Annotated in this window: 16 protein-coding genes; 3 read left to right on the top strand and 13 right to left on the bottom strand. The window is 38.4% G+C overall.

All coding sequences use genetic code 11. The annotated features are described in order from the left end of the window. Nucleotides 1-80 precede the first annotated feature (80 nt). The 11 genes from PZE06_RS14275 to PZE06_RS14325 all read right to left on the bottom strand — a co-directional run bounded on the left by PZE06_RS14275 (nucleotide 81) and on the right by PZE06_RS14325 (nucleotide 10,772). On the bottom strand, nucleotides 81-293 hold the full coding sequence (locus PZE06_RS14275) for a hypothetical protein (protein WP_225310691.1): 213 nt from the start codon (nucleotides 291-293) through the stop codon (nucleotides 81-83). Between the two features lie 246 nt (nucleotides 294-539). Next, nucleotides 540-929: a hypothetical protein gene (locus tag PZE06_RS14280; protein ID WP_150916548.1), complete on the bottom strand. Its 390-nt coding sequence runs from the start codon at nucleotides 927-929 to the stop codon at nucleotides 540-542. A gap of 61 nt (nucleotides 930-990) precedes the next feature. Then, nucleotides 991-1,332: a hypothetical protein gene (locus PZE06_RS14285; RefSeq protein ID WP_150916546.1), complete on the bottom strand. Its 342-nt coding sequence runs from the start codon at nucleotides 1,330-1,332 to the stop codon at nucleotides 991-993. A gap of 557 nt (nucleotides 1,333-1,889) precedes the next feature. After that, a complete protein-coding gene (locus PZE06_RS14290; protein ID WP_150916544.1) occupies nucleotides 1,890-3,095 on the bottom strand; it encodes a dihydrolipoamide acetyltransferase family protein in 1,206 nt (401 codons plus the stop codon). Between the two features lie 13 nt (nucleotides 3,096-3,108). Continuing rightward, nucleotides 3,109-4,137 carry an alpha-ketoacid dehydrogenase subunit beta gene (locus PZE06_RS14295; RefSeq protein WP_150916542.1) on the bottom strand — a complete coding sequence of 343 codons (1,029 nt, stop codon included), beginning with the start codon at nucleotides 4,135-4,137 and terminating at the stop codon, nucleotides 3,109-3,111. An 18-nt stretch (nucleotides 4,138-4,155) separates the two neighbouring features. Next, complete coding sequence (locus PZE06_RS14300; protein WP_150916540.1) at nucleotides 4,156-5,124, bottom strand: thiamine pyrophosphate-dependent dehydrogenase E1 component subunit alpha; 969 nt, start codon at nucleotides 5,122-5,124, stop codon at nucleotides 4,156-4,158. Nucleotides 5,125-5,364: 240 nt separating this feature from the next. Then, nucleotides 5,365-6,732, bottom strand: coding sequence for a dihydrolipoyl dehydrogenase (gene lpdA / locus PZE06_RS14305; protein ID WP_483314067.1), 1,368 nt, complete (start codon nucleotides 6,730-6,732; stop codon nucleotides 5,365-5,367). 141 nt (nucleotides 6,733-6,873) lie between these two features. Next, nucleotides 6,874-8,673: a sigma-54-dependent Fis family transcriptional regulator gene (locus PZE06_RS14310; protein WP_150916536.1), complete on the bottom strand. Its 1,800-nt coding sequence runs from the start codon at nucleotides 8,671-8,673 to the stop codon at nucleotides 6,874-6,876. Between the two features lie 349 nt (nucleotides 8,674-9,022). Then, complete coding sequence (locus tag PZE06_RS14315) at nucleotides 9,023-9,871, bottom strand: metallophosphoesterase (protein ID WP_150916534.1); 849 nt, start codon at nucleotides 9,869-9,871, stop codon at nucleotides 9,023-9,025. 77 nt (nucleotides 9,872-9,948) lie between these two features. Then, complete coding sequence (locus tag PZE06_RS14320) at nucleotides 9,949-10,230, bottom strand: hypothetical protein (protein ID WP_150916532.1); 282 nt, start codon at nucleotides 10,228-10,230, stop codon at nucleotides 9,949-9,951. A 341-nt stretch (nucleotides 10,231-10,571) separates the two neighbouring features. Next, entirely contained in the window at nucleotides 10,572-10,772 is a 201-nt protein-coding gene (locus PZE06_RS14325) for a cold-shock protein (protein WP_095306376.1), read from the bottom strand. Between the two features lie 313 nt (nucleotides 10,773-11,085). On the opposite strand from PZE06_RS14325, the gene PZE06_RS14330 reads away from it, so the two are divergent. Further along, nucleotides 11,086-11,709 carry a LysE family transporter gene (locus tag PZE06_RS14330; RefSeq protein WP_150916530.1) on the top strand — a complete coding sequence of 208 codons (624 nt, stop codon included), beginning with the start codon at nucleotides 11,086-11,088 and terminating at the stop codon, nucleotides 11,707-11,709. Between the two features lie 135 nt (nucleotides 11,710-11,844). Continuing rightward, nucleotides 11,845-12,150 (top strand): DUF6509 family protein, encoded by a 306-nt coding sequence (locus PZE06_RS14335; RefSeq protein ID WP_150916528.1) that lies wholly within the window; start codon nucleotides 11,845-11,847, stop codon nucleotides 12,148-12,150. 15 nt (nucleotides 12,151-12,165) lie between these two features. Here PZE06_RS14335 and PZE06_RS14340 read toward each other — a convergent pair whose 3' ends face one another. After that, nucleotides 12,166-12,552, bottom strand: a complete 387-nt coding sequence (locus PZE06_RS14340; protein WP_150916526.1) for a cytosolic protein — start codon at nucleotides 12,550-12,552, stop codon at nucleotides 12,166-12,168. 39 nt (nucleotides 12,553-12,591) lie between these two features. Then, on the bottom strand, nucleotides 12,592-13,809 hold the full coding sequence (locus PZE06_RS14345; protein ID WP_150916524.1) for a NupC/NupG family nucleoside CNT transporter: 1,218 nt from the start codon (nucleotides 13,807-13,809) through the stop codon (nucleotides 12,592-12,594). Between the two features lie 111 nt (nucleotides 13,810-13,920). Here PZE06_RS14345 and PZE06_RS14350 point away from each other — a divergent pair, with 111 nt between their 5' ends. Further along, nucleotides 13,921-14,154: a YueH family protein gene (locus tag PZE06_RS14350; RefSeq protein ID WP_150916522.1), complete on the top strand. Its 234-nt coding sequence runs from the start codon at nucleotides 13,921-13,923 to the stop codon at nucleotides 14,152-14,154. The last annotated feature ends 158 nt before the right edge of the window (nucleotides 14,155-14,312 follow it).

The following is a 14,312-nucleotide window of genomic DNA, read 5'->3' on the forward strand; positions in this document are numbered from 1 at the left end:
CAGCAACTCTTTTTATTAAACTGTCTGCTTAAGAGGGCTCAGTTCACATCGGTTGACACAGCTTCTTTTATGATAAAGAACTAATTTATCGTTTCCTCTCGTGTTGCCTCTCTTTCTTCTAGCCACAATTTGATATGAGTAAAAATGGAAAAAAGCAAGAAAAAATTCATTGCCCACACACTTATAAACGGAGCGATTCCTCCAAATTCAATTGAATGATAACCTTTTAAGAGCAACACAATATATGATTCAATAAATACGAGTACAAAACCCCCGACACCAGCAGCAACCATTCTAATCACACCATTTTCCCTCCCCATGTATAATATAAATTTTCATTCATCGTCACATAAATTATTACAATCATGTGAATAAATGTTCAAATTCAACACTTTTTAATTTAAATATGTTATTATATATAATTTTATATTTGAATTATAAATGCAATAATCTTTAATTACAATTAAAACGTATTTAAAAGCAGCAAAAAGGACATCAACAAATATTGATGTCCTTTTCACCTATTCTCATTTTTTCAATTAACGGCTGCCACCTCTCATTGTACCTGTGGGTGCATTGACATTTCTTCTCCCGTTCGTGCCAGGGTCAATTCCATTGGCGCCACGATTATTATCAATTAAATCTGTGTTTAAATTATGATTTGTATCAAACACGCCGTTGTTTGTCCGGTTATTTACATCATTGAATATCCCGCGATTATTGTCATTTGAACGGAATCGTACCGGTTCAACCCCATTATTTCGGCGATTCCCATCAAATACACCTGTATCATCTTGTCGATCATATCTTACTGGGCTATAGTTTACACCATCATCATCATTCATTCTGTTGTTATTCACTCCACAAGCACCAAGAATACCCATAGATAAAGTAGCCGAGATCGCTGTTAAAAGAAGCTTTTTTTTCATGTAATAGAATCCTCCCGTTATATTGAATTAACCCTCTTAACCAACGCAAAAGTAATCGGTATTAGCTATCGTTTTGCTGATTATTCTCTTTTGTCTCGGAGTAAGAATTCGCTGTTGACGACTTGTTGTTTTTCTTAAAGAACTCTTCAGCAAACTCCGCTGTCAACATTTGTTTCAGCGGTGGGAATGACATTTCTTTCTTGCCTTGTTTAAAAGGCTCTACCTTATTCCCGTTCATTTCTGTATTGTTTCTACGAAACATTACGGTTGCAACGGCGGCGACTCCACTAAGGGCTAAAAAAAGCCAACCACTTTTATTTCTGCTTCTTGGTTTAACGAATGATCGAATGATATTTTTCTCACCCATTCTTGAAAAAAACTTGTTCAACTGCTTTGTATTCATAAATCTTCCTCCTTAAAATGGGAAAAGAAGAACCTCATTGAGAGAAAATCAATTCTCTCTGTTATAGAATGAATGATCGACTACATTTTTATGTACATTGAAGGTTATCTCTTTTTACCATAATTAACAGATAAACTTTGAAGCACAGTATTGATAATGCAGATAAAAAATTTGGACATGATTTCTTCACGATTTGTGAATGATATTATCTTCATTTTTTCAAAATCTCCATCAATTCAAATATTAACGAAACCGACATTGCTCAATTAAATAAAACCCTCTAAATGGGATCTACGTCCTTATATATTAGAGAGGTTATGAAGAGAGAAAATTACTCATATCTGAAAGGGCAAGACATTGGTTACTTTCAAGTAGAAAACCATGACAGAGCTGATTCCAGCTCTCCCATGGCTTCGATAAAATTCGTTTGAATATATTATTATACTTTCTGACCTAAACTAAAGTTTTTATACATGTGCTCTGTTATGAAAAGGTTTGTTAAGGCAGTTGATTCGTGAAAAGGTATTTGGTTAATTACCTTCTTTTCTTTAAATTTTTTAAAAAAGTAATAAATATGGTTTTTCTAAGTAATTGCAGATGCATTGTAAGAATTCGGCTGCTAAAGCACCGTCCACTACTTGATGATCGAATGTTAGGCTAAGTGGAAGCTCTTGCTGCTCAACGATTTCCTTATTGTCACTAAAGACAAGTCTGTGAGCGATGGCACCAACACCTAAAATACCGATTTCCGGCGTATTTAAAATGGGTGTAAAGTATTCGATTCCTGCATATCCTAAGTTTGAAATCGTAAAGGTAGAACCCGTTAGTAAATCGCTGCTCAGCGTATTGCTTCGTGCACCGCTTGTTATGTTTGTTATATTTTCTGCAAGTTTCGTTAATGTTTTGTTCGCTGCATCCTTCACGACAGGAACGATTAAGCCTTCATCAATTGCAACGGCCATACCGATATGAATATTTTCATGAACAACATGCTCGCCATTGGCATAGGAGGCATTCATATCTGGAAAATCTTTTAATGCAAGAACGACGGCACGAGCAAGAAGTGTGTTGATGCTTAGTTGACTACCCGATAAACTATCGCCAAGCTTCGTCTTCATATCTGTACGAAATGTCATCAGCGGTGAAACATTGGCTTTACGGTGCAATGTTACTTGCGCCGTTTGCTGCAAACTATTATGCATACGTTTCGCAATGACTTTACGCATGCCAGATAAACCTTCACCAGCATTAGCATTATTAACTGTGACAGAAGCAGCTTTTATAGAAGGCACGAAGTTTTCAACATCACGACGCGTAATACGGCCATTACCGCCAGTACCGGTGATTTCTGAATAATCAATGCCTCGCTCAGCGGCAATTTTACGCGCAATTGGCGTAATAAAGAAACGTTCAACTTCTTTATGTCTAGGGGGAAAAGATGCGTGCACTTGTGCTTCTAGCTGGACCTGTTCTTCAGTAGGTGCGGTTTTTTTGGCAGAACCAGATGCTTCCACTACCTTCTCACCCAGTTCACCAATGTATCCAATTGGCTCTTTACAAGAGATTTGTCCCATTTCCTCTACAAAAATTTTTAGCAGGATGCCATCTTCGGGAGCCTCAACATCATGCGTTAGTTTTTCAGAGCTAATTGTACAAACAATGTCACCCTTTTTTACGGCATCGCCTTCTTTTTTATACCATGATTCGACGGTTCCTTCCGTCATCGTTAAACCAAGTTTCGGCATTATAATGTTTGTTGCCACTATCATCACCACCTTATGATTTTTTTAAGTCAGCAATTAGCTCATGCGCTAGATCGAATACTTTATCGGCATTTGGAATGTACAGCTTCTCTAAGTTTGAGGCGAATGGCACTGGTGTATTCGGAGCGCAAATACATTTAATTGGTCCATCTAAATAATCGAATCCTTTATCTGCCACGACTGATGAAATATCTGTTGCCGTGTTATTATGCGGGTTCGCTTCATCAATAATGATGAGTCGGCCCGTTTTCTTCACAGAATTTATAATCGTCTCCTGATCCCAAGGAGCCACTGTTACAAGGTCAATGACTTCAACGTTTACACCATCTGTTTCTAATTTTTCAGCAACTTCAAGCGCCACATAAAGCATCTTACCTATTGTAACAATCGTTAAGTCAGTGCCTGTCTTCTTCACCTTTGCTTTACCGATTTCCACAGTATAATATTCTTCTGGCACCTCTTCTTTAATACCGTATAATGTTTTATCTTCAAAGAACATCACAATGTTATCATCCTCGATAGCTGCATTTAGAAGACCTTTTGCGTCATATGCATTCGATGGCACAACGACCTTAATACCAGGAATTGAGCCAAGCAATCCGTAGTAGGAGCCGGAATGTTGTGCAGCTGCCGAAGCGCCTGCACCATGACACGTACGCACGGTCAGTGGAATTCTTGCTTTACCGCCAAACATATAGCGCATTTTCGAACCTTGCGCGAGTAATGTATCAAAGCAAAAGCCGATGAAGTCATTAAACATTAATTCTGGTACAGGGCGCAGTCCAGTGGCCGCCGCACCTACAGCAGCCCCCATATAACCCATTTCAGAAATTGGTGTATCAATGACGCGCTCACGTCCATACTTTTCAACTAAGCCCTTTGTGACGCCAAATACACCACCCCAAGCTCCTTCATTGCCTAAATGTTCAATTGTTGCACCGCCTGCAATGTCCTCACCGAGTAAAATAACACGCTCATCGCGCTCCATTGATTGATCCATTGCCTCATTGATTGCCTTCATAAATGTAATTTTCCTTGTCATTCTCCTTCACTCCTTTTATTAGTCTGCATAAACATCTTCGTATAAAGCCTCTGGTCGTGGAATTGGACTTTCCTGCGCAAATTGAATCGCTTTTGCAATAGCCTTTACCGAATTTGCTTCAATTCCATCAGCCTGTTCCTTTGTTAAAAGCTTTGAGGCGATGGCCTCTTCACGGAATAACTGAATACAATCTAAATCCGCCCGCTCTTTTTCCAGTCCTTCTTTCGCTTTATATTTTTGCTCGTCCCCTTCGAAATGACCGTATTTGCGGTAAGTTAAGCATTCAATAATCGTTGGACCATCACCTTTTCGTGCACGGTCAATAGCTTCACCGGCTGTTTTATAAACCTCCTTTAAATCCATGCCATCCACTGAAACGCCTGGAATATCGTACGCTATACCGCGCTGTGCGATCGTTTTAGAAGCTGATGAATAACTTTGCGGAGTTGCTTCCGCAAATAAATTATTCTCACAAACAAAAATGACAGGAAGCTTCCAAATCGCCGCTAAGTTAATACCTTCGTGGAATGTACCTTCGTTGGCAGCACCATCTCCAAAGAAACATACAACAACGTTATCTGTTTTCAAATATTTGTTGCGAAGACCTGCCCCGACTGCTATCGGAAAACCACCACCAACCATACCATTGGCACCGAGCATTCCTTTATCAATATCAGCGATGTGCATGGAGCCACCCTTTCCTTTGCATAGACCTGTTTCCTTACCGAAAATTTCAGCCATCATCCCATTAAGATCGCATCCCTTTGCAATACAGTGCCCATGCCCGCGATGCGTACTTGTAATATAATCCGCATCTGTTAAATGCGCGCAAACACCTGTCGCAACAGCTTCTTCACCTGCATATAAATGGACGAATCCAGGAATTTCACCGCTCGTAAAAATACGATGTACCTCGTCCTCAAAGTTACGAATATCATTCATTTTTTCATAAATCCAGGCGGCATTTTTCTTATCTAATTTTGACATGTTAAATCCTCCTCGTATAATATGTTTAAGGCCTAAGTATATCGGGTCCAAACTTCTTCCAATTGTTGCCCTAAAAGCCACAATACCATCTTCAAATATACACGCTTAAAAAAGAGCATGAATGTGCACAGCCAACACACCAAAAAATCTTATTCGAATTACAGGAATTTCTAAATTTTATTCCTTTAAAACTATAAAACGAGTCACTTGGTGTTTGACATATTACCTCAGGCTCTTTTATCAGCCGTGAATAGCTCTTGAAATGAGACTATTAGTCACCTCTCCAGTTAATTCAGACAAAGTAGGGTGGGCAAATGTCAGATTTGCCAGTTCGTCGACGCGGCCCTCCGATTGCTTAACGGCAAGAAGCGTGTGGATTGTTTCTGTTGCATGACTGCCAACAATCACCGCACCAAGTATTTCATTGTATTTTTTCTCAGAAATGATTTTGACAAAGCCATCGGTTTCATTTGTTGCAATCGCTTTCCCCATCATGCTATAAGGCAGCTTGCTGACTTTGACATCATAGCCGTTCCGTTTGGCTTCTGCTTCACTAAGACCAAAGCTTGCGACCTCTGGATTGGTGTAAATACATCGAGGAATGTTTGCTTGGTTCAGTGGTTCCTGCGGAGTCCCCGTCATATGCGCTACTGCTTTTAATCCTTCTGCACTTGCTGCATGAGCAAGCATATAGCCGCCGATCATATCACCAATTGCGTAAATGCCTTTTTGTGATGTCTCATAATGTTTATTTACTTTCACGAATTGTCCTGTCTCATCAAGCGCTAGTCCCATCTCTCGCGGTAACGCTAGGTTTGCCTTTCGACCTGTCGCAAGAAGCAGCTTTTCAAATGGTATAGTTTCACCAGACTGAAGCTCTACCGAATTCTTTGTAACCCTTCGAATATTCACATCTGTTTCCACAACTATCCCTAATTGTTTCAGCTTCTTTTTAAGAATTGCTCTAACCTCTGGATCCTCTGTTAATAAAATGTCCTTAGCAACCTCTAATATCGTCACACTTACATGAAGGGGGGCCATTGCAAAGGCAAGTTCTACCGCAATGACACCGCCACCAATAATGACAAGCTGTTTCGGTAGCTTACTGAGCTCAAAAAAAGTATTTGTAGTTAAATAATCAACCTCTTCCATACCTACTATCGGTGGCACGAATGGGCTACTCCCAGTAGCTAATAAAATATTTTTAGCTTTTAAGTTCTCATTATTAACGGTCACCGTTTTTCCTGTAATACTTGCTTCACCTGTGAAGTAAGCGATTTCATTTCGTTTAAATAAATGATTGATTCCTCCCTTCAGTGTGCTTACAACCTTGTCTTTTCGTTTTACAAGTTTTGAAAAATCGATCGACTCTACTGAACTTTCAATACCAAATTGATTGGCTTCTTTTATCGATAACAACCACTCTGCGTGCTTCAAGTAGGTCTTTGATGGGATACAGCCAACGTTTAAACAAGCGCCGCCGATTTGTTCTCGTTCGACTACTGCAACACTTTGACCAAGCTGAGCAGCTTTGATAGCAGAGACGTAGCCACCTGGGCCTGCACCGATAACGACTAAGTCAAATTCCTTCACCAATTTCCCCTCCATTCTTCCGGATTCAACTTACACCATAATTTCTAGCAAGTTTCGTGCCAACTTATAAAAAGGTGAAATAATGCTATTTTTGAAGAAAGGGTAATATAAAAACGCTACAAACTTTGCAACAGTTTGTAGCGTTTTGTAGTATCATCATTTTAAGTTGTACTTTTTCATCTTACGGTAAAGCGTGCTTCTAGCAATGCCGAGCTCCTCTGAGGTTCGTGAAATATTGTATTGATGGCGTTTTAGCACTTTTTCGATCTCTTGCTGCTCAAGTGAAACAGGAACTATTTTATGTTGCAAGCTCTCTCCTTGTTCACTGAAAACGGAACCAATTTCAATTAATTCCTTAATGTTTGAAATTGTTGGTGTATCATGTTCATAATACAAATGCAAACGTTCTAAGAAATTGTTCAGTTCACGAATGTTACCATACCAATTATACTCTTTCGCCACCTTGTACGCAGTGCTCATCCAATGGGGATGCCATTGTCGTTTGTCGCAATAATCTTGCATTAGTGTATAAATATCCTCCTTGCGTTCCCGTAGCGGAGGGATATTGAGCGGACAGACATATAGTCGATAAAATAAATCCAGTCGGAATTTATTCTCTTGAACTAGCGCTTTTAAATCCCTATTGCTTGCGGTTACGATTCGAAATGATACATTCTTTGCCTTTGTGCTACCGAGCGGTGTCACTTTTTTGTCTTCAAGTACACGTAGAAGGGCTGCCTGCATCCGCAATGACATACAATCGACCTCATCGAAAAACAATGTGCCCTCATGCGCTTGCAAAATTTTCCCTTGGTACCCTTTATTGCTTGCACCGGTAAACGCACCGGGGGCAAAGCCGAAAAGTTCACTCTCCAATAAGTTTTCACTGATGGCACCACAATTAATGGCAACCAACGGGCCGCTTGAAGCAGGACTATTTTGGTGAATGGTTTTAGCAATTATTTCTTTCCCACTGCCTGATTCACCGTGAATATGAATCGGCAACATACTTGCTGCCGCCTTTACTACTTGAGTCATAAAATGGAGGTAATCTACATTTTTTGAAGGGACTCCAGAATAGTAGAAATTCTTTCGCTTCTGCGGCGCTTGTAAAATTGGATAATAATAACCAATTAATCGTCCATCAAACATAATGATTTCGGGTAATTCGTGAATAAATTGCGGAGTAAGCAGCTCCTGTATATTGCGTCCAGTCCATTCATCCTCGTCGAGCATGAGCTCCTTTGAAATCGTTATAATTTGCTCGTGTTCATTGCAGACAATGCCTGGGCGTGCCAATTTATGTGCATAGTCGAGGAGTTGCTTCTGAATCATTAAATAATCATTATACAATTTCTCCGAAATGGTATTCGCTAATAACTTTAAAAATAAATGAACCTCTTCCTGTGATGCTGATTTGTTTAAATGCGAGGAAATGTCAATCACAGCACAAATATCTCCAAACTCATTATAAATCGGAGCAGCCGTACATTCCCACTCATGTGAGGAAATGGCGTAATGCTCATAGCCGCGTAAAGTCGTCACGTCACCCGTTTGCAAGGCAAGTGAGATCGCGTTTGTACCGACATCCTCTTCATGCCAGCGATTGCCCTCGGCAAAAGAAATTTTATTCGCCAAGCTTTTTGTTTCCTCATAACCATCACGCCAAATAATGTAGCCTTCTACATCTGTTAAAATGAAGATCGGCATTTTCAATTGAAAATATTGTTGATAGTTCTTAATCTCCTTCTCGACAAGTTCAATAATACGCTTATTTTTTTGCTGTTTTTCTTTTAGTTTTGAATTCGAGATAATCGTAAAACTCCTTCTTCTATATGGATCAACATTTTGATCCCGACAACGTAACCATGAATGTGCCACATTTTTAGGAAGGATATTTAGATCGACCGAGTCATCGGCTACAAAGCTTTTCCAAATACGTTCCTTTAAATCCATTGCACTTCCCCCTTATGCGGTAATGCTGTGTTTCAAAGGTAAAATTTCTTTATAATGATTATTCTACTAGATAAGCCATCTGCCAATCTATATTTATCTGAAATTTTTCATTATTATAAAACTTATCTTCCCCCGAGAAAAATAATTTGGAATTGGTGAAAGTGTAGGATGGAGAGAAGTATGATTTGAAGAAGCAAAAGTATTCAGAGCAATAAACGCCATTTTACTACGATAATCATCTTTCTAACCCATCATTTCAATTCCTCCAATTAAAAAACCTGTATAGAATAAATTCTACACAGGTTCACTAATTTCCTATTTAGTATGTCAACAGCTCCAATATAATAGTTTACATCACAGAATAATTTGGGATTGACGTTTCATTTATTAAAGTGCATTCATGGATCGTTATTTCAGGACGGCTTCCAATCCGAATATTCACTCCTGTTTGCCCAAGCCCTTCACTAATATAAAAAGGCTTATTATCATACATATGCAAACCTTTTATCATATTCATCCGAACCAGTTTACCCATTTTAATAAGATGATATGCTTTCGGATAACAAATTTGTCCCCCATGAAAATGACCAGCCAACAAATAATCAAAATGATATTGCTTCATTTGTAGGACAATATTGGGATCATGGGTCAACACTAGATTATAGCCTGGCTTCAACCCGCGATAAGAAGTCTCTAAATCACTGCGTTTTGTACTAAAATCATCAATTCCAATTATATTAACCCTGCGACCATCTACAAGCACTTCAAAATGTTCATTTCTCAGTACACGACAATGAAACTGTTCAAGCGTATCGACTAAAGCGTGCAAGTTTTGACCTTTTAACACATAATCATGATTTCCTAGCACAGCAAAAATTCCATATTTAGCATTCAATCTATTTAATACCTGTAAATAAGGAATTAACTTTGGAATCGTCCATTTGCGATCTAAAAAATCACCTGTAAGAGCAATCAGGTCATACCGTTCTTCTTTAACCTTCTGAAAAAGTTCTTCAGGAGAAATTGATATATTTTCCAAATGCAAATCAGAAAGATGCAAAACTCTGAGCACTGGACTTTGCCTGGATCCAGAAGCTATATTCATCTTTTTGACAGCAACATCTTTTGTATTTCGATAGGCTTTATAAATGTTAAGAGTGAGCATAACTAGCAAGACTAACAGAAATAGAAGCTTCATTGCCTCTCTCCCTTCCTTCAACAAATTATACAGGAAAGAAGAGAGATATTGGCTAGTAATTGATGGAATAAATGGTGCTAACCCTTCAGTTTTTTGTATTCTTCAATAAAATAAGCCGGATCTTTTGGAACGGTGTATGGAAACACCCCTTGATTTGTATGTAAATACAGCATGCCTGTAGCAGAAGAAAAAAGCCGGAAAGACATATCATGTACATCATTTACAAGAAAGACATGTTCACGGGTAATAATTCTATCCTCATATAGGTGAAGGTGTTCTCGATATTCCTTTGTTATTTGTTCGCTGTTTTCAATAGTTCTCTCTACCCTAACATAAGGATGAGAAATGATTCTTTTCACCTTTCTTCCCACTCTCCCTTCATCTCGTCATAAATTCCTTTCCTAAAACTATACTTTTTTTTAACGTAATTGTCCAAAGTTGTATGGCGCATTCTCTAATTCGAAAAATAAACAATACTCAATGTAACTTTACAGCCGAGGGGTTTTCCCCTCCTGCTTAAAGCGGCGCAAACGATAAGAAGCACACGACAACTACTCATACAGCTGGCCGTAACAGAAGAAGAGAAACTACATTTTATTAGATTTTGATTAGTTTTGCTAAACATACGACTGAAACAAAATCAATAAAAAAGAGCACTACTCTCATGACAGAATAGTGCTCCCATTTCAAATAAATTTAATTAAGAATGCTTCCCAGGATTGTTGATAACCTCTAGGACACGAGTAGTCTGTTCCATGTCACTTTTACAAATAGGACAAGTCGGGACCGCACTGCTCTTAAAATTATCACGTACCCAACACTTACAATCATCAGCCTTACAAACCCATATTTTTGTTTCCTCAGTAACTATTTCCTCTTGATTTCTTCTACCAAAGCTCATACATCTCACTCCTAAAATTAGAGTAGATCCCTTCTAAAGAAAGCAAAGGGAAAAGTTATCGCAAAATAAAAAAACACCATTACAAAAAGTTAAAAAATAAGATAACTTTTTATAATAAATGAATTACAAATAAAATGCAACATTTAATACCATGATACCATATTTTTTTCATTCTGTATAGTCATTAATTAGTGAAGAGATGGTAATATATATTTTTACTCAAAAAAAGATTTTATTGTCGTACATGCCTTCTTGCCTGAATAAAATGAGTACAAGCGTCTTTCACTAATACTCGCATAGGAGGCAGCGACTAATGACGATTTTTATTAGCTATATTTTCCTCGGATTATCACTTGCCGCCCCAATCGGACCTGTAAATGCTGCTCAAATGGAAAAAGGGATTAAGCATGGATTTTTAAACGCCTGGATATTGGGAATTGGTTCTGTTTTAGCGGACATCGTATATATGATGACCGTGTTTTTAGGCGTTGGACACTTTATTCAAATACCAATTGTGAAAGCCTTTCTATGGTCATTTGGCTTTTTTGTTCTTATTTATACCGGGATCGAGGGTTTAGCGAACGCAGGAAAAATTCATATTTCTCAGCAAAGAGAAAGTGAGTCATTGTGGAAATCTTTTTTTACAGGCTTTCTAATGTCTATTTCCAACCCGTTAACAATCCTTTTTTGGTTAGGAATTTACGGCTCTGTTTTGGCAAAAACAGCCACCTTATATACATCTGAAGATCTTTTAATTTACAGCAGTGCGATTATATTAGGGCTTGTTATTTGGGATATTACAATGGCACTTGTTGCGAGCAGCACCAAAAAACTATTGTCTACAAAAACGCTGACACTAATCGCTGTTGTATCTTCCATTTCGCTCATCGGATTCGGGCTATACTTTGGTTTTGAAGCACTAAAAATCCTTTTTTAATTTCCATTCACCTTGGTAATTGTAAAATGGGAGGATTTAAGCCTTTTCAGTTTTACTCTGTCAAATAGTAGGGTAAAATATGAAAGGTATGACACACGTCGAAGCGACGCTAATATTGAGAGGATTGAACAAAACATGGAGATTAAATCACACACAATTGAACTGGTAGAGGATCCATTTGGTATTTTATCAGGAAACCGCTATGAGCTATTTTTACATATAGACGTACCCGAGGATGATGAGCTCTTCTCAGAAAAGGGATTAAAAATTAAAGTTTTATTAATTGAAGATGAAAAAGGCTATCATCTTTCTCATTATCACATTATCGAGGCCATAACTGACCGTATTCTTGATTTTGAACTTGAAGAGGATGAAGAACAGTTAGTTGAAGCCTACTGTATCGCGCAAGCAAAAGAATACCAAAACGCAAAAGAAGAATAGGGAACTCAAGGCTCCCTATTCTTCTTTTTTTGCTTCATCAATAATATGATACATGAGATGTGCAAGATGATGGATGGGACCATACTCCTCTTCTTCAGCTTCATCCTGAAATTCTAGATCATTTAAATGCAAAGCTACAAATTGATAAAAATCCTTTAATTGAAATCCATAACAGCCGCTTGGCTCTTCTTGCTCGTCCTCATAATGGAGAACTAAATAGGATTCTTTCCCGTCTTCATCGACTGCATCAAAATATACAAAAAAGCCTATATTAGTATCAAGTTCAAATAAATGTCGCGTTCCTCCTTCTGTCACCTTTGAAAAATCAGCTTCTGATAGCTTCTGAACCGTCATTGCATCTGCTTGATCTTCTTTATGAAATTGCACAGTAAATGTTTTCATTGACTCACTCCTACTTTTGTCTATTCTTGAGAGTATGCTCTATACAAACATACCTGCAATCGCTGCACTTAGCAAGGATGCAAGCGCTCCGGCTATGACTGACCGAACACCAAGCCTTGCAATATCAGCGCGGCGGTTAGGCGCTAGATTCCCTAAACCGCCAAGCAAAATCGCTAGAGAAGAAATATTGGCAAAACCACAGAGCGCAAATGAGACAACCGCAACCGTCTTCGCTGACAAATTCGGAATTTCAGGTGCAAATGAAGAATAGGCAACAAACTCATTTATCACTAATTTTTGTCCAATAAAATTTCCTGCGATGACTGCTTCCTCCCATGGAACACCAATAAGAAAAGCAAGTGGAGCGAAGACATAACCTAAAATGAGTTGCAGTGATAACCCTTGCATGCCAAATAAAGAGCCAATGCCACCTAAAATTCCATTTAGCAATGCGACAAGAGCAATAAAAGCAAGGAGCATCGCTCCAATGTTCAGTGCCAATTGCAAACCAACACTTGCCCCGCGTGCTGCCGCATCAATGACATTCGTTGATTCTGCATCCATCTCCATTCTAAATTCATCCGGCTCAGGCTTATCGTCTGTTTCTGGGACAAATAACTTTGCCATTACTAATCCGGCAGGGGCAGCCATAAAACTTGCTGCTAATAAAAACTCAATGGGAACGCCAAGCAAGGAGTAACCAATTAGTACCGAGCCGGCAACTGACGCTAACCCTCCAGTCATAACAGCAAACAGTTCAGACTCCGTCATCGTTGTAATATAGGGTCGAATCACTAATGGCGCTTCCGTCTGCCCAACAAAAATATTTGCAGCCGCTGACATAGACTCAGCTTTCCTCGTACCAAGTAGCTTGGCCAATGCTCCGCCAATGATGCGAATAAAAAACTGCATCACTTTTATATAATAAAGAACCGAAATGAGTGATGAAAAGAAAATAACAATCGGAAGTACATTGAATGCAAAAATATGAACTATGTTCGATTCTTCGGTGTAAATCCCCCCGAATAAGAAGCTAATTCCTTCATTGGAAAAGTTGATAATGTGGCTCACACCATTTGATAAAATTCTTAACCCCTCTTGCCCCCACGTAGTTTTCAGTACGAGGAAAGCGAAGATCAATTGTATTGCCAAACCACCAATGATCGTACGTACATTAATTCGCGTTTTCTGCGTAGAGAATAAATATCCAATCCCTAATACGACTAGAATTCCAACAACTCCCCATAAATATCGCAAAAGTACTCACTCCTATATTGATTATTCTCCGATGACAGAATAAAAAAGCTGATTTATACTTTTGTTAGTATGTACAATCGAACATAATAAAAACAATCGAGGTGCTACTTTATGAAAATCAGAAAAAACTTCTTTAATGGGAAAGAACAAAAAGTTTATATTTATGAAAACAAAAAAGAGGAGTACATAGTTGTTGCCCTACCTGAATGCAATTGGAGTATTTCTTTTTCATATGATGAGGACTTAGTTGAAGAAAAAATGCAGAAAACATTGTTAAAAGTCATGGATAAGGATAGTGCAATTGAAGTTAGCAAAAAGATAGAGCAGTGGACGAGAGAAATGTAGACAAAATTAAAAGGAGTCCAATGGTATGGACGGGAGTGTAATATTAACTGTGTAAGTGAGGAATGCGTACGATTCCTTACTCACACAGTTTTTTATTTGATAGAATCATAAGTATAAAGCTAAAGGAGTGATTTCGGTGGGGAAATTGAAAAGAGATC

The organism is Robertmurraya sp. DFI.2.37 (genome assembly GCF_029211245.1).
GTDB lineage: Bacteria > Bacillota > Bacilli > Bacillales > Cytobacillaceae > Robertmurraya > Robertmurraya methanolica_A.